Raw genomic sequence first — 16,688 nt, 5'->3', positions numbered from 1 at the left:
TCCCGAACGTCCCGGTGCCCGGTCGCGGATCATGCGGCGCGGTCAGGCCGTGCCCGTCAGGCGGGCGTAGACCACGACGTTGTCGGCGTAGGAACGGGCGGTGTCGTCGAAGGCGCCGCCGCAGGTGATGAGCCGCAGCTCCGCGCCCGGGGTGTCGCCGTAGACCTCCTCGGTCGGGAAGGCCGACTTCGGGTACTGCGCCACCCGGTAGGCGGTGAACAGCGCGGTAGTGCGATCGGCGCGGGCCACCCGGATCTCGTCGCCCACCGCCACCGCCGACAGGCGCGTGAACGTGCCGGGCACGCCGCCGTAGTCGACGTGCGCCGCCAGCACGGCCGGTCCGGACCCCCCCGGGGTCGGGCCGAGCCCGAACCAGCCGACGGTCGTCGCGTCGGTCGGGACCTCGAGGGCGCCCTCGGCCGTGAGGCCCAGCTTCCGCAGCGGGCCGGCCGCCACACCGATCGACGGGACCTCGAGCCGCTCCGGCGTCGACGCGGCCAGGGGTGCCGTGGCCGCCGGCGCCGCGGCCGCCGGGACCTGCGCGGCCTGGTGCGTCGCCTGGGTCGACTGCGTGGCCTCCGGGGCGCTGCAGCCGGCCAGGACGACCACGGCGGTCCCGGCGAGGAGGCCGGCGGCGAGCCGCCGGAACCGGCCGGCGGGCGACGGGATCCGGGTGCGGCTCATCGGAGGCCGGCCCCGCCCGTCGCGACGCCGCCGACCGGGTGGACCGCGACCTGGCGGCCCTCGGTGCCGAAGTGGTCCTCGCAGGCGATGCCGTCGGAGTCGGCGTCGAGCCGCTCGGGGTCGGAGAGGTCGGCCAGCAGCACGGCCTGGGCCGCGGCCTGGGTGGCGAAGTCGGCGCAGTCGCGATCGCCGGTCACCACGGCGGTGTCGTCCGCGGCCTCCTCGACGGTGGTCGGATCGTCGTCCGTGGTGACGTCCGTGGCGGCGTCGTCGTGGTTGCCGTCGCCGTGGTCGTCGCGGTCCTGCCACCCGCCGTCGTGGTGGTCGTCGCGGTTGCCGTTGTCGTCCTTGCCGCCGTGGTCGTCGCGGCCACTGCCACTGCCGCTGCCGTTGCCGTCGCCGGTGCCGTGGTCGTCGTGCGACGGGGGCGTGGTGGGCGAGGGCGTCGGCTTCGGGGGCTTGGTCGTGGTGGTCGGCGTGGGCTTCGGGGTCGTGGTCGGCGTGGTCGTGCCGCGGCCCGGCAGTGACTCGCAGGCCTTGCCGTCGTGGTTGCCGTCGAGACCCGGGTTCAGTGGGAGCGCGGCCTGGGCGTCCTCCTCGTAGGTGAAGTCACTGCAGGTGACCGTGGCCGCCATCGCGGGCGCGGTGGCGCCGAACAGCAGCGCGGCGGAGACGGACGCGAGCAGCGCGGCGGTACGGATCAGCGGACGTGCGGGGGCACGAGTGGGCATCGGTGTCCTCTCGGAAGGGGGCCCGGCCGCCGGGGCTTCTCGACGGCCGACCCACCTATCGCGAGAGGGTTACCTCCGCATTACCACGTCTCATCCATCTTTGGTATGCGTCGCCGCTAGTCCTTCCGGAGCACCGGCCGCAGGGCGTCGAGGACGTCGACGCTCTCGATGGTGGAGGGCACCGGCTCGTCGGCGCCGTCGGCGATACCGCGCATGGTCTTGCGCAGGATCTTCCCGGAGCGGGTCTTGGGCAGCCCCGGGACGATCGCGACCTCCTTGAGCGAGGCCACCGCGCCGACCTGGTCGCGCACCATCTGGACCAGCTCGGCGCGCAGCTTGTCCTCGTAGCCCTCGGCGGAGGCGTCCACGCCGGCCTTGAGCACCACGAACCCGCGCGGGATCTGGCCCTTCATCTGGTCGGAGACGCCGATGACCGCGCACTCGGCCACGTCCGGGTGCGAGGCCAGGACCTCCTCCATGCCGCCGGTGGACAGCCGGTGTCCGGCGACGTTGATGACGTCGTCGGTGCGGCCCATGACGAACACGTAGCCGTCGTCGTCGACCCGGCCGCCGTCGCCGGTGAGGTAGTAGCCCTCGAACGCCGACATGTAGGACTGGATGAACCGCTCGTCGTCGTTCCACAGCGTGGGGAACGCGCCGGGCGGCAGCGGCAGCTTCGCGACGATCGCGCCGTCCTCCCCGGCCGGCACCGGCTTGCCGTCGGTGTCGAGGATCTGGATGTCCCAGCCGGGCAGCGCCCGGGTCGGCGAGCCCGGCTTGATCTCCAGCAGCTCGATCCCGGCCGGGTTGGCCACGATCGGCCAGCCGGTCTCGGTCTGCCACCAGTGGTCGATCACCGGGATGTCGAGCAGCTGCGAGGCCCAGCGGTAGGTCTCCGGGTCGAGCCGCTCCCCGGCCAGGAACAGGTACTTCAACCCGGACAGGTCGTACTTGCGCGCGTACTCCCCGTTCGGGTCCTCCTTCTTCAACGCCCTAAACGCCGTCGGGGCGGTGAACATCGAGCGCACCCCGTACTCCGACATCACCCGCCAGAACTGCCCGGCGTCCGGGGTCCCGACCGGCTTGCCCTCGTAGAGGATCGTGGTCGCGCCGGCGAGCAGCGGCGCGTAGACGATGTAGGAGTGCCCGACGACCCAGCCCACGTCGGACGCGGTGAAGATCGTCTGTCCGGCCGAGACGTCGTAGACGTTGGGCATGGACCAGGCCAGCGCTGTGGCGTAGCCCCCACCGTCGCGGACCACGCCCTTGGGCTTGCCGGTGGTCCCGGAGGTGTAGAGCACGTACAGCGGGTCGGTGGACGGCACCGGCACCGGACCGGCCGGGGAGGCCTTCGCCACGGCCTCGGCCCAGTCGACGTCGTTGTCGCCCATGGCCGCCTGGGCCTGCGGGCGCTGCAGGATCACCTGCTTGTCGGGCTTGTGCGCGGAGAGCTCGATGGCCTTGTCCAGCAGCGGCTTGTACTCGATGACCCGCTTGCCCTCGATCCCGCAGGAGGCCGACACGACGACCTTCGGGGCGGCGTCGTCGATGCGCACCGCGAGCTCCTTGGCCGCGAACCCGCCGAACACCACCGAGTGCACCGCGCCCAGCCGCGCCGACGCCAGCATCGCGATCGCCGCCTCGGGCACCATCGGCATGTAGATCACCACACGGTCCCCGCGGCCCACGCCCAGCTCGCGCAGCACCCCGGCGAAGGTGGCGACCTCGTCGCGCAGCTGGGCGTAGGTGTAGGTCCGCTTGGTGTCGGTGACCGGCGAGTCGTAGATCAACGCGGCCTGCTCGCCCCGCCCGGCCTCGACGTGGCGGTCCAGCGCGTTGTGCGCGACGTTGATCTCCCCGTCGGGGAACCAGCGGTAGAACGGCGGGTTCGACTCGTCCAGGGCTTTCGTCGGCGCCTTGTGCCAGTCCAGCGCCTCCGCCGCCCGCAACCAGAACCCCTCCCGGTCCTCCACGCTGGCCCGGAAAACGTCCTCGTACGCGCCCACAACGGCCTCCCGAATCCGAACGTCCTCGCACTTCCCGGCCCCTGACCCTAGGGCGAACCGGCCCCGTGTGGGGCGCCGAACTGGCCGATCGGTGAGGCGACGGTCCGTCATGAGTGGTCCACGTAACGTCACCACTCGGATGGCCGATAGGCCGAGCGGCGGGCGGGATCGTTCGTTCGAGTGAGGATCTCGCCCCGCCGGCACGACCCGGTCGGGTTGGTCCGCCGTCGGCGAAGGGGTGTGGGTGGACGCTCTGCACCGGTTCCGGGGTGGCCGGGGACTCGCGGCGGGCCTGGTGGCGGCCGCGGCCGTGCTCGGCCTGGCCGTCGCGCTGCTCCCGTTCGGGTCGACGGGTGCGTCGGGTGCCGAGGACGGGGCCTCGCCCGCGCCGTGCGGTCCCGCGTGGGTGGCGGCGTGGCGGACCAGCCCCCAGGCCGGGCAGGCCTTCGACCTGGGCGGACGGACGCTGCGGATGCTGCTGCGGCCCCAGGCCACCGGCTCGGAGCTGCGGATCCGGGTCTCCAACCGGTTCGGCACGCAGCCCCTGCGGATCGACGCGGCGTCGGCGGCCGTGGCGGGTTCCGGCGCTGCGCTCGTGCCCGGCACCGCCCGGCCGGTGCTGTTCGCCGGCGCACCGACCGCCGTCGTGCCGCCCGGGCAGGACCTCACCAGCGATCCGCTGGCGTTCGTCGCCCAGCGCGGCACCCCCCTCGCGATCAGTCTCTTCCTGCCGCAGGAGCCGGACCGGGTCGCGGTGCACCCCGTCGCCCTGCAGACCTCGTACGTCTCCACGCCGGGCGACGTCGCCGACTCGGTCGCCCCCGGCCCGTTCACCCGGGCGGTCTCGTCCTGGTTCGTGCTCACCGGGGTCGACGTCCTGGCTCCGCGCGCCGAGAACGCCGTGGTCCTGGTCGGCGAATCGATCACCGACGGCGTCGCCAGCGACCCCGACCGGGACGACCGCTGGTCCGACGCGCTGGCCGGGCGGCTCACCGGCGGGCTCGCCATGCCCGTGCTCAACGCGGGGATCTCGGCGAACCAGCTGCTCGGCGGTGGGACCGGGGAGGCCCCGGCGGCCCGCTACGCCGACGACGTCGCCTCGGTGCCGGGCGCTGCCGACGTCGTCCTCCACATCGGGACCAACGACCTCGCCGCCGGCCGGGACGCCGGCGAGATCGTCGCCGGCCTGGTCGACTACGCCGACCGGGTCCGGGCGGACGGCCGGCGGGTCTTCCTGACCACGATCACGCCCTCGACCGCCGGCGCGCACGGCACGCCCTTCGCCGTGGAGCAGCGGGAGGCGGTCAACCGGTGGATCCGTACCGAGGGGCCGGCGCACGCCGACGGCGTGTTCGACTTCGCCACCGCGGTGGCCGACCCGGCCGACGCCGCCCGGCTGGCGCCGGCGTTCGACTCCGGCGACGGCCTGCACCTCTCGGCGGCGGGCTACCGGGCGCTGGCCATGGCTGTCGACCCCACGCGGCTCACCGGGAGCCCGTGCCTGGCCGACGGCGACGCCGCGAAGGTGCTGGTCTCGGCGCCACGATGACGCCCGCTACTGCCGCCTGAGGCGCAGGCGCAGCTGCGCCCGTCGACCCGCCTCGGCTGCGGTGACGGGCATCGGCCCGGTCGGGGCGTCCTCCTGCGCCAGCCGTTCGAGCACCCACTCCGTGGCCAGCGCGCCCGGCGAGGTCCCGCGTTCCTCGGCCACCCGGCGGAGCTGCTCGATGCGCAGCGCCGGCAGCCGCAGCTGGAAGACCTGGGCGCTGCCGAACCGGCCGGTCGTCTCGGTCGCGCCGGGTTCGGCGCCCGGCGCGAGGGCCGCCAGGTAGGAGTCGAGCTCCGGATCGTGCTGCTCCAGCTCGGGCCCGGGGGCCCTGCGGGCGGGCGCGCCGTGGCGCGACGGGCGTCGGTCCCGGAAGCCGGCCATGCGGGGAGCGTAGCGGCGCGCCGTCACCCGGACGCACGAACGGCACCCCCGGTCGGGGTGCCGTTCGTGACGCGCGAATCAGGCGAGGGAGTAGCCGGCCTCGACGACCGCGGCCTCGATCTCCTCGCGGCCGATCTCGCGGTCCGCGGTGATCGTGACGGCGCCGCTGGCCAGGTCGACGTCGACCGAGCGGACGCCGGCGACCTCGCCGACCTCCTCCTGGACCGAGGTGGTGCAGTGCCCGCAGGTCATGCCGACGACCGTGACGGTGGTGCGGAACGGGGTCTCGACGCTCATGGGTGGGGAGCCTCCCTCTCGTACGGACGGATGGGCGGGGACGGTCAGGACTTGACGAGACGGGCGATGGCGTCGGCGGCTTCCTTCACCTTCGCCGCGCCCTCGTCGGGATCGTTGCGGGCCGCGTCCACGACGCAGCCCGCCATGTGCTCGGAGAGCAGCTCGAGAGCGAACGACTGCAGCGCCCGGGTCGCCGCGGAGACCTGGGTGAGCACGTCGATGCAGTACACGTCGTCGTCCACCATGCGTTGCAGGCCGCGGATCTGGCCCTCGATGCGGCGGAGCCGCCGGAGATGGGCCTCGCGGGCGCCGGAATAACCGGGCATCGCGTTCCTCCCTGGGTCGCCCGTGGTGTCGCTCTCGGGGACGAGCATACCCCGAGGGGGTACGCCGGCGCGGGCGGCTCCGGATGTCGCATTGTGGTGATCGTGTGACGCACCGTCGTCGTCCTCACCCGGGAAGGGGCATGCGGGGAGGGTCTCGGATGGGTAACGTTCCGGCCACGGCCACGGGGGTGGCCGCAGGGTGTTCGCCGGTCACGGGGCGCGACGCCGGTCGGGGGATCGGTGCTCGTGGGTTCCGCCGTGCCCGTCTCCGCCCGCGGGCCGCCCCGGGTCGCCAGGGGTCGCGACCGAAGGAGAGACGTCGTTGAGCGGGATCGACAGCGTGCGGGGCAGTGCCAACGGACTCGCGAACGGGGTCGCCGGCGGGGAGGACCGGGCCTCCGGGGCGATCCCGGGTCCGCGCAGCGCGGCCGACGCCTACCGGGTCTCCGACGACGAGGTGCAGCGCGCCCGGCTCGTCGTCGCCGAGAACTCGCAGGACCCGGACGACCTCCGGCTGCTGCTGGACATGCTCGGCCTGGTCTCCGCCAATCCCGATCTGCCGCCGCCAGTCTGCCGCTGAGGTGTACCGCAGGTCACAAACGTCGCCGACCGGGCCGAACAGGCCCGTTCGGCGCTCTCGCACCGGGTGTGACCAGCGGGAACGCGGTAAGAGGGGGGCGATTTGGGTCGGCGCCGGGGCGTGTCATATGCTTTCCTCGCTCCCAACGGACAGCCGTTGGAGGTCGAGGATCGCTCCGGCGGTCCGAGCCCCCATCGTCTAGCGGCCTAGGACTCCGCCCTTTCAAGGCGGCAGCGCGGGTTCGAATCCCGTTGGGGGTACGGTAAGTCCATAAGCAAGGCCCAGTGGCGCAGTTGGTTAGCGCGTCGCCCTGTCACGGCGAAGGTCGCGGGTTCGAGTCCCGTCTGGGTCGCTTCACCATCCGGTTCCCCTCGGAGCCAGGGCCAGGTAGCTCAGTTGGTACGAGCGTCCGCCTGAAAAGCGGAAGGTCGGCGGTTCGACCCCGCCCCTGGCCACACCTTCTCACCGGCCCGCGTCCCGCGCGGGCCGTTCCTCTTTTCGACCGCCCGCCCTGCATGATCACGGGCCGTGGACGGGGACGGTCGGGAATCGACCCGCGTCGTCCACGATCGGTGATCTTCGTCGCCCAGCGCGCCCACGGCCAGGTGCTCCGCAGCGATCAAACGGAGCGGGCGAGGCGGAAGCCGAGGTCGTCGATTGTCAGAGTGGGGTGGCTCTTGCGTCGGCAGGAGGCGCGGCACGCTCGCGGCGGGTCGAACCATCCGCCGCCCCGGAAGACCCGGTACGGCCCGTAGACCCGGGTGTCGAAGCGGTCCCAGCACCACTCCCGGACGTTGCCGATCGTGTCGTGCAGGCCCCAGGCGTTCGGGGCGCGGGTGCCGACCTCGTGCGGCCGGCCCCCGGAGTTGCCGCGATACCAGGCGATCTCGTCGAGCTCGCCGGGCCGGACGTCGGTGCTGCCCGCCCTGCAGGCGAACTCCCACTCGGCCTCGGTGGGCAGCCGGTAGCCGTCGGCCGCCCGGTCCCACCCGATGCCGAGGCCGTCGGGGTCCTCACCGAGGGTGTAGCAGGGTCGGAGACCCTCCTCCGCCGACCGCGTGGTACAGAAGCGCAGCGCGTCGAACCAGGAGACCTCGGTGACCGGCAGCCGGCTGTCGCCGCCGTGGAACTCCCCGGCGGTCACCGGGACGGGCGCGAGCCGGAACGCCGAGATGTCCACCTGCCAGGTCGTGCGGCTGCCCTCGTCGCGCAGCACGATCCGGCCGGCGGGGATCGTCAGCAGGGGAAGGCGCCGAGCGCGCCGACGCCGTCATGGCCCTCAGTGTGCCGCGCCGACCGCGGCGTGTCCGGACATTTCCGCCCGGGTCTCCGTTGCCGGCGACGCGGTTGGGGGAGGCCGGCGGTGATTCGGCAGACGGCCTCGGCGTGCAGCAGCGGCAGCGGGACGGGCGGATCCACGAGCAGCCACGGGATCACCCGATGTGTCGGATCCGGGGCCAGAGCGCGGTCCAGCTCGCGACCGGGTTCCGGCACACCCACACGGGCCGGCCCTGCTCCTGGTTGTCGAGCCCGACGCCGTCGTCGATCACCGCGGCCTGCTCGAGCGAGCCGCACCACTGCCGGAGGAGCGCCCGCGGGTAGCCGACGACGACGGCGGTGGCCGTGTCGGGCGGTGTGCCCCAGTCGGCGTAGGAGTTGTGGCCGCTGACGACCGGGATTCCCGGCGCCGACCGCTGCACGGCGCCGGCCTCGCCGTAGTTCGCGGTGAGGACGACGGTACCGGGCGGCTGCGCGGCGACGACCCCGGCGACCGTCGCGGCGAACTCCGGCCAGCCCACGGTCTCGCCGACGTCGGGCACCACGGACGTGACCGGGGTGTCCTTCAGCTGTGCGACGGGGACGACGGGGAGCATCAAGGTGGCGTTGATCGCGGCGGTGAGGACGAGGGCGCCGCCGAGGAGCGCGGCCTGCCCACGCCCGGCCCGCACCCAGCGCAGCACCGGTTCCGCCCCCGCGGCCAGCAGCACGGGGTACAGCCCGCCCAGGTAGTACGGCTTGCCGCCCGTGGCCGTGAACAGCACCGCCAGCAGGGCGTACGCGACGGGGAAGAGCCGATACGTCCGGCTGCGCCAGAGCGTGACCAGCCCGGCCACCCACACCGGCACCAGGAGCGGCGAGACCAGCACCAACTGGAAGGGCACGACGAGCCACCAGGGCTCGCTGGAGGTGGACCCGCCGGTCGCGATCGATCCCGACAGCTCCACCTGCGGCCACCCGTGCGCCGCCTGCCATGCCAGGTAGGGCGCCCACAGGGCGGCGGCGAGCAGGCCCGCACCCCACATCCACGGATCGCGCAGCGGTCGCCGCGGCCCGACCACCACCAGCCCGACGAGCAGGCCGAGCAGCAGGAAGGCCACGAGCATCTTGTTCTGCAGGCCGATCCCGGCGGCGAGCCCGACCAGGAGCCACCGGGGGCCGCCCCTGCGCAGCGCCCGCGCCGTGAGCCACGCGACCACGGCCCACACGAGCAGGTCGAACGTGGTCGTGGACAGCAGGTGGCCGGTCTGCAGCACGATCGCCGACACCGCGGCGCAGGCGGCCGCCAGGGTCTGCGCCCCTCGTCGACCGCCGAACTCCCGGGTCAGCAGGGCCGTGACGATCACGAGCATGCCCGTGAAGAGCGCGGGCAGGACCCGCAGTCCCACCAGGGAGTCGCCCGCGACCGCCGTGGCGATCCGTGCGAACAACGGCGTGAGCGGGCCCTGGTCCACGTACCCCCAGGCCAGGTGCCGGCCCGCGGCGAGGAAGTAGAGCTCGTCGCGGTGGTAGCCGTAGCCGCCCGCCGCGAGCAGCAGGACGAGGACGAGCAGCGCGGCGACCGCCACCACAGGGCCACGGGCGAAGGAGGGCTGCACCGCACGGCCCTCCGTCGCATTCGGTGACGGTGTGTCGACCATCAGCCGCTCCTCCGGCTGGCCCGATCCGCGGGTTCGGGATTCGGGAAGCGTGCCCGATCGTGGCGCCGCCATCCCCGTGTCGGGATACTCTCGTCACCAAGAGTGACAGGGGCAAAGGTTATGCGGCTGAACGGGTCATGATTCACTGCAAAGAGTGACTGCTTTCGGATGGACGGGGTTGACATCCGCCGCTGATCATGCCCGAAGAGACCAATATCCTTACCTAAAGTAATGCCATACACACGATGGTGGTAGATGGCTCGGTAGTTCGGTCGGGGTGCGGATAGCTTTTCCGTCATCAGCGGGGCTCCCCAAGTCACACGCTGAAACACGATGGGTCCACGAACCGGATCCCCGTACGTAACAGGAGAACCACTGTGCTGAAGAAGGCTGGGATCGTCACCGTCGGCGTCGCTGCGAGCATCGTTGCGGTGTCCCCGCTCGCGTTCGCCGGTGACATGGGCCACGACCACCACGGCGGTCACCACCAGTCCGACCGCGACATCAAGAACATCGGCGCGATCAGCGACGACGGCCCCTCCTCCGCGAACGGCCTGGTCGCGGTGAACGCCCTGAACAACGCCGACGTGCTGAAGAACGTCAACGTCTGCCCGAACGTCGACGTGACCGCCGCCGTCAGCGGTGTGCTGGGTCTCCTGAGCGGCCCTTCCGTCGCCCACGACGCCCCGCAGGCCGCCTCCTGCGACGCCGGCGACATCGCGAGCCTGCGCCAGAGCTGACTCGCTGAGCTCAGCGTCCAACCGGGGATGACGCACCGGGCCCGATTTCCGGGTCCGGTGCGTCCCGCGTTCTCAATCCATTTCCGGCGAATTCTCGTCGAGCCCCCGAAATGCTCAGGAACCGGGCGGGAGCTCCGCGGGCAGACCGAAGAACTCGAACAGTTTGGCGTCGAGGAAGGTGCTGATCCCCGCGATCCGGTCGCCCTCGATCCGCAGCACCTGCAGGCCCCACGGCCGGTGCACCCCGTCCGGGTGCAGCCGGTACTGACCGAACGCCGGAGCGCCGTTGGCCCAGGTGGGCAGCATCCGCGAGCCGCGGCACTTCGCGCCCGGCCCCAGCATCCAGGCGAGGATGTCGTCCCGGCCCCTGAGCCAGAGCTCGAGCGGCGGCATGTTCTGCTCGGCGTCCTCGTGCAGCAGCGCCACCAGCGCCTGCATGTCGTAGCTCTCGAACGCCGCCACGTACTTGGCGAGCAGCTCCACGTGGTCCTCGGGCGGCGGAGAGGCCGCGGCCTCGTCCGCCCCGCCGATCCCGCGGTCGTCGAGCGTGGCGCGGGCCCGCTGCAGGGCGCTGTTGACCGAGGCCACCGACGTGCCGAGCAGCTCGGCGACCTCGGCCGCCTTCCAGCAGAGCACCTCGCGCAGGATCAGCACGACCCGCTGCTTCGGCGGCAGGTGCTGCAGCGCCGCGACGAACGCCAGCCGGATCGACTCCCGCGCGACCGCCGTGTCGGCGGGGTCCGAGCCCGACGGGGTGACCCGTGCATCGGGCATCGGCTCGAGCCAGGTGTCGTCCGGCAGGGGCTCGCGCAGGTTCTCCGCCTTCGGCTCGGACGGCCCCCCGAAGTCCATCGGCACCGCGCGCCGCTTGCGCCCGTTGAGCGCGTCGATGCAGACGTTCGTGGCGATCCGGTACACCCACGAGCGCAGCGAGGAGCGCCCGTCGAACTTGTCCAGGGCCCGCCAGGCCCTGATCATCGTCTCCTGCACCGCGTCCTCGGCCTCGAACGAGGAGCCGAGCATGCGGTAGCTGTAACCGGTCAGCTCGGCGCGGAAGCGCTCGAGCTGCGCCTCCAGCTCCGCGCGGTCCGGCGGCGTCGACACTGCGGCCGACGTGGTCGTCGTCGCGCTCATGACCCGGGTCCCCCCTCGGCTCGGCAGGCCGGAGTGGGAGTGTCCGGCCTCACTCCCGAGAGTGTGCCCGGTCCCACCGACAAAATCAGGTGCGTATCGCCGATCCGCACTTTTCGGGCGGCCGGACGGCGGGACGGGCACCATCGGGGCATGGCCGTCGACGCTCCCCGTGCTCTCGCGGGGACTCCCCGTGACGAGGTCGTCGAGGCGGTGGGGGAGGGCCTGGGTGTGGAACCACGGGCCGGGGCACGAGCGCCGGCTGCTCGACGCCTACGGCGTCGCCCCCGACCCGGAGCGGACCTTCCTCTACCGGCTGGTGTGGGACCTCACTTGACCGTGTAGCCGGCGTCGACCGGCAGCGTCACCCCCGTGATGTAGCGGGCCTCGTCCGAGGCGAGGAAGAGGATCGCGTTGGAGATGTCGATCGGCTCCACCCACGGCACCGGCAGCGCGTTCGTCGACTCGAAGATCGGGGCGGCGGACTCCCGGGTGGGGTGCGCGTTGTCCGGCTCGAACAGGCCCCAGGTCTTCTCGTTCTGGATCATGACCGTGTTCACGCCCGTGGGGTGCACCGTGTTGCAGCGGATGGAGTGCGAGGCGAACTCGTTCGCGATCGTCCGCATGATCCCGACGACGCCGTGCTTGGCCGCCGTGTAGTGCACCGTGTTCGGGGTTCCCTTCAGGCCCGCGGTGGAGCTGGTGATCACGATCGAGCCGCCGCGGCCGCCGGCGACCAGGTGCGGCAGGGCGGCGCGGCAGGTGTTCCACACGCCGGTCAGGTTGATGTCGATCATCTCCCGCCAGGCCGAGTCGGTGAGCTCCAGCGCCGGCTGGATCTCGAACACGCCGGCGTTGGCGCACACGATGTCCAGCCGCCCCAGCTCGGCGACCCCGGCGTCGACCGCGGCCTGCAGCCCGGCCGAGTCCCGGACGTCGACCTTGGTGGTGACCACCCGGCGGTCGAGCTCTTCGATGAGCTTCGCGGTCTGCGCCAGGTCCTCCTCGGTCGCCGGCGGGTACATCTCGATGCTCGGCACGGGCTCGCAGATGTCCACCGCGATGATGTCCGCGCCCTCCTGCGCCAGCCGGATCGCGTGGCTGCGGCCCTGGTTGCGGGCGGCCCCGGTGACGAACGCGACCTTCCCCTCGACGCGCCCGCTCATCGCTCGGCCTCGCCGACGCTCGGCCGGCGCTTCGCGCAGACGCTGTGTCGATCATTCGCTCGGTGACGCTCGCTCATCGGACCACGAACCCGGCGTCGACGGGCAGGGTCGTCCCGGTGACGTAGCGGCCCTCGTCGGACACCAGCCAGGCGATCGCGTTGCTGACGTCGCGCGCCTCGATCACGGGGACGTCCATGAGGTTCGCGAGCGCGTCGCCGACGTCGGCGGACTCGGCCAGGAAGCTCTCGACGACCGGGTTCACGATCATCGGGGTGTTGACGCCGGTCGGGTGCACGCTGTTGACCCGGATGTTGTGCGGGGCCAGCCAGTGCGCGAAGGTCCGCATCAGTCCGACGACGCCGTGCTTGGCCGCGCAGTACCCGTCCATCGCCCCGCTGCCGTCGCCGCCCCGGCCGGTGAGGCCCTGGGTGGAGCTGGTCAGCACGATCGCGCCGCCGCGACCCTGCTCGATCATCGTCGGCGCGGCCGCGTGCACGGTGTTCCAGACGCCGGTCAGGTTGATGTCGATCAACGTGCGGAAGACCGCCGCCTCGTTGCCGTCCTCGGCGACGCCGATCGACGCGATGCCGGCGTTGGCCAGCACGATGTCGACCCCGCCGAGCGCGGCGACGCCGTCGGCCACGGCCGCGTTCAGGGCCTTCTCGTCGCGGACGTCGGCCACGTGGGCCACGATCCGGCGGTCCAGCTTCTCGACCTCCGCGACCGTCTCGTCCAGGTCCGCCCTGGTCGACATGGGGTAGGCGACCGTGTCCACCTGCGCGCAGATGTCGACGGCGATGATGTCCGCGCCCTCCTCGGCGAGCCGCAGCGCATGACTGCGTCCCTGCCCTCGCGCGGCCCCGGTCACCAGGGCGACCTTGCCCTCCAGCTTGCCCACGTGTTGCTCCTCCCGGCTTCGTCGCCGTTGAACTGTCGACCAGTTGGTAGACGCCCGGCCGCACTGCTTCGGGCGGGTAACGCCGTGCCCGGTCGTACGATGACCTCGACCACGGGCGCTCGCGTGAGCCCGGTCGCACCGACGTTAGCCCGGCGTCCCCGGGCGGAGGAAGGGCCGATGTCCGCTGCCGCTGATGATCCCGGGGCGGGCACCCGCCGCGCCGGGCGCCGGCCGGTGACGAGCCGCTCGGAGATCGAGCACATCGCCCTCGACCTGTTCACCGAGCGCGGCTTCGACACGACCACGGTCGACGACGTCGCCCACGCCGCCGGGATCGGCCGGCGCACCTTCTTCCGCTACTACGCCTCGAAGAACGACGTCCCGTGGGGCGCGTTCGACGAGATGCTCCAGCGCATGCGGGAGCACTTCGCGACCCTGCCGTCCGACGTGCCGGTCATGGAGGGCATCCGGGCCACGGTGCTCGACTTCAACGACGTCCCGGCCGCCGAGCAGCCCTGGCACCGGCAGCGGCTGCGGCTCATTCTCGAGACGCCCACGTTGCAGGCCCACTCCACGCTGCGGTACGCCGAGTGGCGGCGGGTGGTCGCGGACTACGCGGGGGCGCGGCTGGGGCAGCCCGCCACCGCCCTGCTGCCGCGCACCCTGGGGCACGTCTGCCTCGGAGCCGCCCTCGCAGCCTACGAACAGTGGCTCCGCGCCGACGACGTCGAGCTCCGCGACCTCCTCGACGACGTCATGGTCGCGTTGGAGAACGGATTCGCCGACACCCGGGCCGACGAGCTCACGCCCCCCGCGAACCCCGCGGCCCGCGAGGCGTAGCCCCGCGAGTCGGGCTCTGCGTGTCAGCGAGTCGGGCTCTGCGTGTCAGCGAGTCGGGCTCTGCGTGTCAGCGAGTCGGGCTCTGCGCGCCGGCGGGTCGGGCCGGTCCTCACGTGCTGCGGCCCGGTCGCCGAGGAGCCGGGCGACCGGGCCGCGAGGTGTCTCGGCCGCGGTCAGCCGACCGGGGCGGCGTCGCCCGGGAGGGCCGGCGCCGGCGGCACCGCCGGGGCGGGCACGGCCGTCACGGGGTCCGGCACCGGCGGGAGGGCCGGGTCGGGGACGGCGGGCAGGGTCGGATCGGCGGGCGGGGCCGGCACGGCCGGGGCGTCGACGGGCACGGCCGGGTCGACCGGCAGCGCGGCGCCGGGGACCGGCGGGAGGGCCGGGTCGGGAACGGCGGGCACCGCGGGCTCGGTCGGGAGCGCGGGCGCGTCGACGGGCAGGGCCGGGTCGACGGGCGGCGCGGCCCCCGGGGCCGGCACGGCCGGCGGGGCCGGCAGCGGCGGGACCTGCGCCGGGTCGGCGGCGGTGACCTCCTGCCGGGCCGCCGGCGTGGCGGCGTCCGCCGGGACGGGCACGGGCACCGGGACGACGGCGGTCGGGTCGGGCGGGACCACGCCGCCGAGCAGGCCGGGGAGCAGCCCCTGCAGACCCTGCAGGACGTCGTTGAGCAGCCCGCCCACCGGCGTCTCGGGCACGGCCGGCACGACCGGCACCGCCGGCACCACGGGCCCGGCCGGGGCGATGACGGGGGGTACCTGGTCCGCGACGGGCGCGGCGGACGCGGTCCCCGCACCGAGGACGGCGACGCTGCCGCCGGTCGCCACCGCGACGAGCGAGAGCGCGATCTTCTTCCGCACGGCAAGCCTCCTGATGATCACCCGGCGGGACGGGCGAATCATGCGAAGGAGGCGTTCGTGCTGACCAGACCCCCACCTCGGGTGGTCCACTACCGCAGTCGCGTTCCGTGAGAGAGACCGGGGAGGACGACCGATGTGGGCGACCTCGATCGGTGGGTCCACCCGGCCGTCACCCCCTGGACGGGCGACGACACGCCCGGCGGGCACGTGCCGCCGTCACCCGAGGGCGTACGACTGCGATCACCCTCACCCGGTCGGGCTCTGCGTCACCGAACGTGGAGCACGGAAAGCGCCGAGGTCACGCGGCGTGCTCGGCCTCGGCGCGCCGCGAGAGCCGGTCGAGGCGCCGCGTGGTCGGCCAGCGCACGGAGTGTGCCCACCCGAACACCTCGAAGATGCGGATGAGCCGGGCGGAGATGTCGATCTGGCCGGGCTTGGCGCCGTGGCGGGCGCACGTGGGGTCGGCGTGGTGCAGGTTGTGCCACGACTCGCCGAACGACAGCAGCGCCAGCCACCAGACGTTGGCCGACCGGTCGCGCGCGGCGAAGGGCCGGTCGCCCCAGATGTGGCACACGGAGTTGATCGACCAGGTGACGTGGTGCAGCAGCGCCACCCGCACGAGCCCGGCCCACAGCACCGCGGACAGCGCACCGCCGATCGACCAGGTGAGCAGGCCGCCCAGCAGGCCCGGCAGCAGCAGGCTGGTGAGGGCGAACCAGAGGAAGTTGTCGCCGATGCGCCGGAGGGCGGGGTCGGCGAGCAGGTCGGGGGCGAAGCGCCGGGCGTTGGTCTTGTCGCGGTCGAGCAGCCAGCCCATGTGCGAGTGCCAGAAGCCCCTGACCAGGGCGCGCGCACCGGTGCCGTACAGCCACGGCGAGTGCGGGTCGCCCTCCTTGTCGGAGTAGGCGTGGTGGCGGCGATGGTCGGCCACCCAGGTCACCACGCTCCCCTGGAACGCCAGCGAGCCCGCGACGGCGAGCGCGATCCGCAGCCCGCGGCGCGCCTTGAACGAGCCGTGCGTGAAGTGCCGGTGGTAGCCGACGGTCACGCCCATCCCGCTGACCATGTAGAAGACGACGAAGAGCGCCACGTCGACCCAGCCGAGCCCCCATCCCCAGGCGACGGGGACCGCGGCCGCGACGGCCAGCAGCGGGACGACCATGAACGCGATGACGAGGACGTGCTCGAGCGTCGAGCGGCGGCCTTCGGTGGCCGGCTCGGCGGCGCGACTCTGCGGGCGGTCGGGGGCGAGGCTGGTCATACGGTCGCCTTCACACGTCGAGGGGTCGGTCGGAGGAGGACCGGCTCCGGCCTCGTCGCGACGGCGGCGGTCCGCCACGCGGGACGTGCTGTCGTGTCTTCCCTGCCGGCCCGTCGCGACTGCGGCCGTAGGTCACGGTAGCGCAACGAACCGGACAAGGCCGTGTTGCAGAGGTGTCCGGAGGGTGAGCACAAGATCTGCGTCCGGCGTCACGTCCGGTCGTGGTAGCGTTCGCCCTGGTTGCAGTCGTGTCTTTCCTCGATCGTTGAGACAGCGTGCGTGGAACGTGTGACAGCGGGTTCCGCACGTGTGGTCGGGGA

The 16,688-nt window shown here is 73.1% G+C and carries 17 protein-coding genes and 3 tRNA genes; 7 read left to right on the top strand and 13 right to left on the bottom strand.

Annotated features, from left to right (window positions below; all coding sequences use genetic code 11):
- Window positions 1-42: 42 nt before the first annotated feature.
- From LWC33_RS21580 to LWC33_RS21570, 3 genes are all read right to left on the bottom strand, one after another.
- Window positions 43-684 (bottom strand): class F sortase, encoded by a 642-nt coding sequence (locus LWC33_RS21580; RefSeq protein WP_233306240.1) that lies wholly within the window; start codon window positions 682-684, stop codon window positions 43-45.
- Window positions 681-1,415, bottom strand: a complete 735-nt coding sequence (locus LWC33_RS21575) for an excalibur calcium-binding domain-containing protein (RefSeq protein ID WP_233306239.1) — start codon at window positions 1,413-1,415, stop codon at window positions 681-683. The genes LWC33_RS21580 and LWC33_RS21575 overlap by 4 nt, the downstream gene beginning before the upstream one ends.
- A 116-nt stretch (window positions 1,416-1,531) precedes the next feature.
- Window positions 1,532-3,421 carry a propionyl-CoA synthetase gene (locus LWC33_RS21570; protein WP_233306238.1) on the bottom strand — a complete coding sequence of 630 codons (1,890 nt, stop codon included), beginning with the start codon at window positions 3,419-3,421 and terminating at the stop codon, window positions 1,532-1,534.
- A 244-nt stretch (window positions 3,422-3,665) separates the two neighbouring features.
- Between LWC33_RS21570 and LWC33_RS21565 the strand changes: the two genes are divergently transcribed.
- Window positions 3,666-4,970 (top strand): GDSL-type esterase/lipase family protein, encoded by a 1,305-nt coding sequence (locus LWC33_RS21565; RefSeq protein WP_233306237.1) that lies wholly within the window; start codon window positions 3,666-3,668, stop codon window positions 4,968-4,970.
- 6 nt (window positions 4,971-4,976) lie between these two features.
- Here LWC33_RS21565 and LWC33_RS21560 read toward each other — a convergent pair whose 3' ends face one another.
- The 3 genes from LWC33_RS21560 to LWC33_RS21550 form a co-directional block, all read right to left on the bottom strand.
- Window positions 4,977-5,351, bottom strand: coding sequence for a hypothetical protein (locus LWC33_RS21560; RefSeq protein WP_233306236.1), 375 nt, complete (start codon window positions 5,349-5,351; stop codon window positions 4,977-4,979).
- Between the two features lie 78 nt (window positions 5,352-5,429).
- Window positions 5,430-5,648, bottom strand: a complete 219-nt coding sequence (locus tag LWC33_RS21555; RefSeq protein ID WP_233306235.1) for a heavy-metal-associated domain-containing protein — start codon at window positions 5,646-5,648, stop codon at window positions 5,430-5,432.
- Between the two features lie 44 nt (window positions 5,649-5,692).
- Window positions 5,693-5,974 carry a metal-sensitive transcriptional regulator gene (locus LWC33_RS21550; protein ID WP_233306234.1) on the bottom strand — a complete coding sequence of 94 codons (282 nt, stop codon included), beginning with the start codon at window positions 5,972-5,974 and terminating at the stop codon, window positions 5,693-5,695.
- Window positions 5,975-6,296: 322 nt separating this feature from the next.
- Here LWC33_RS21550 and LWC33_RS21545 point away from each other — a divergent pair, with 322 nt between their 5' ends.
- The 4 genes from LWC33_RS21545 to LWC33_RS21530 all read left to right on the top strand — a co-directional run bounded on the left by LWC33_RS21545 (window position 6,297) and on the right by LWC33_RS21530 (window position 7,009).
- Window positions 6,297-6,554, top strand: a complete 258-nt coding sequence (locus LWC33_RS21545; protein ID WP_233306233.1) for a hypothetical protein — start codon at window positions 6,297-6,299, stop codon at window positions 6,552-6,554.
- A gap of 187 nt (window positions 6,555-6,741) precedes the next feature.
- Window positions 6,742-6,814 (top strand) — tRNA-Glu (locus tag LWC33_RS21540).
- Between the two features lie 18 nt (window positions 6,815-6,832).
- Window positions 6,833-6,906, top strand: a tRNA-Asp gene (locus tag LWC33_RS21535).
- 29 nt (window positions 6,907-6,935) lie between these two features.
- A tRNA-Phe gene (locus tag LWC33_RS21530) sits at window positions 6,936-7,009 on the top strand.
- 164 nt (window positions 7,010-7,173) lie between these two features.
- Here LWC33_RS21530 and LWC33_RS21525 read toward each other — a convergent pair.
- Together LWC33_RS21525 and LWC33_RS21520 are read right to left on the bottom strand one after the other, a co-directional pair.
- Entirely contained in the window at window positions 7,174-7,770 is a 597-nt protein-coding gene (locus tag LWC33_RS21525; protein WP_233306232.1) for a formylglycine-generating enzyme family protein, read from the bottom strand.
- Between the two features lie 217 nt (window positions 7,771-7,987).
- On the bottom strand, window positions 7,988-9,472 hold the full coding sequence (locus LWC33_RS21520; RefSeq protein WP_233306231.1) for a glycosyltransferase family 39 protein: 1,485 nt from the start codon (window positions 9,470-9,472) through the stop codon (window positions 7,988-7,990).
- Window positions 9,473-9,849: 377 nt separating this feature from the next.
- On the opposite strand from LWC33_RS21520, the gene LWC33_RS21515 reads away from it, so the two are divergent.
- Window positions 9,850-10,212, top strand: a complete 363-nt coding sequence (locus LWC33_RS21515; protein ID WP_233306230.1) for a hypothetical protein — start codon at window positions 9,850-9,852, stop codon at window positions 10,210-10,212.
- Window positions 10,213-10,326: 114 nt separating this feature from the next.
- Here the strand turns inward: LWC33_RS21515 and LWC33_RS21510 are convergent, their stop codons facing one another.
- The 3 genes from LWC33_RS21510 to LWC33_RS21500 form a co-directional block, all read right to left on the bottom strand.
- A complete protein-coding gene (locus LWC33_RS21510; RefSeq protein ID WP_233306229.1) occupies window positions 10,327-11,346 on the bottom strand; it encodes a sigma-70 family RNA polymerase sigma factor in 1,020 nt (339 codons plus the stop codon).
- A gap of 326 nt (window positions 11,347-11,672) precedes the next feature.
- Window positions 11,673-12,509: a mycofactocin-coupled SDR family oxidoreductase gene (locus LWC33_RS21505; protein ID WP_233306228.1), complete on the bottom strand. Its 837-nt coding sequence runs from the start codon at window positions 12,507-12,509 to the stop codon at window positions 11,673-11,675.
- Between the two features lie 73 nt (window positions 12,510-12,582).
- Window positions 12,583-13,407, bottom strand: a complete 825-nt coding sequence (locus LWC33_RS21500; protein ID WP_233306227.1) for a mycofactocin-coupled SDR family oxidoreductase — start codon at window positions 13,405-13,407, stop codon at window positions 12,583-12,585.
- Between the two features lie 177 nt (window positions 13,408-13,584).
- Between LWC33_RS21500 and mftR the strand changes: the two genes are divergently transcribed.
- Entirely contained in the window at window positions 13,585-14,247 is a 663-nt protein-coding gene (gene mftR / locus LWC33_RS21495; protein ID WP_233306226.1) for a mycofactocin system transcriptional regulator MftR, read from the top strand.
- 173 nt (window positions 14,248-14,420) lie between these two features.
- Here mftR and LWC33_RS21490 read toward each other — a convergent pair whose 3' ends face one another.
- Both LWC33_RS21490 and LWC33_RS21485 read right to left on the bottom strand, forming a co-directional pair.
- On the bottom strand, window positions 14,421-15,107 hold the full coding sequence (locus tag LWC33_RS21490) for a hypothetical protein (protein WP_233306225.1): 687 nt from the start codon (window positions 15,105-15,107) through the stop codon (window positions 14,421-14,423).
- A gap of 298 nt (window positions 15,108-15,405) precedes the next feature.
- The gene (locus tag LWC33_RS21485; protein WP_233306224.1) at window positions 15,406-16,368 is read right to left on the bottom strand and encodes an acyl-CoA desaturase; all 963 of its coding nucleotides are present in this window, start codon (window positions 16,366-16,368) and stop codon (window positions 15,406-15,408) included.
- Window positions 16,369-16,688 lie beyond the last annotated feature (320 nt).

The sequence above is a fragment of the Pseudonocardia terrae genome, from assembly GCF_021343995.1.
Classification (GTDB): domain Bacteria; phylum Actinomycetota; class Actinomycetes; order Mycobacteriales; family Pseudonocardiaceae; genus Pseudonocardia; species Pseudonocardia terrae.
This window is presented reverse-complemented; position numbering and strand designations above follow the sequence as displayed.

What these genes read in the sequence shown, in the direction of transcription:
- LWC33_RS21485 (WP_233306224.1), bottom strand. Translation starts at nt 16,368, where the DNA reads ATGACCAGCCTCGCCCCCGACCGCCCGCAGAGTCGCGCCGCCGAGCCG.
- LWC33_RS21505 (WP_233306228.1), bottom strand. Translation starts at nt 12,509, where the DNA reads ATGAGCGGGCGCGTCGAGGGGAAGGTCGCGTTCGTCACCGGGGCCGCC.
- LWC33_RS21550 (WP_233306234.1), bottom strand. Translation starts at nt 5,974, where the DNA reads ATGCCCGGTTATTCCGGCGCCCGCGAGGCCCATCTCCGGCGGCTCCGC.
- LWC33_RS21560 (WP_233306236.1), bottom strand. Translation starts at nt 5,351, where the DNA reads ATGGCCGGCTTCCGGGACCGACGCCCGTCGCGCCACGGCGCGCCCGCC.
- LWC33_RS21520 (WP_233306231.1), bottom strand. Translation starts at nt 9,472, where the DNA reads ATGGTCGACACACCGTCACCGAATGCGACGGAGGGCCGTGCGGTGCAG.
- LWC33_RS21555 (WP_233306235.1), bottom strand. Translation starts at nt 5,648, where the DNA reads ATGAGCGTCGAGACCCCGTTCCGCACCACCGTCACGGTCGTCGGCATG.
- LWC33_RS21580 (WP_233306240.1), bottom strand. Translation starts at nt 684, where the DNA reads ATGAGCCGCACCCGGATCCCGTCGCCCGCCGGCCGGTTCCGGCGGCTC.
- LWC33_RS21575 (WP_233306239.1), bottom strand. Translation starts at nt 1,415, where the DNA reads ATGCCCACTCGTGCCCCCGCACGTCCGCTGATCCGTACCGCCGCGCTG.
- mftR (WP_233306226.1), top strand. Translation starts at nt 13,585, where the DNA reads ATGTCCGCTGCCGCTGATGATCCCGGGGCGGGCACCCGCCGCGCCGGG.
- LWC33_RS21510 (WP_233306229.1), bottom strand. Translation starts at nt 11,346, where the DNA reads ATGAGCGCGACGACGACCACGTCGGCCGCAGTGTCGACGCCGCCGGAC.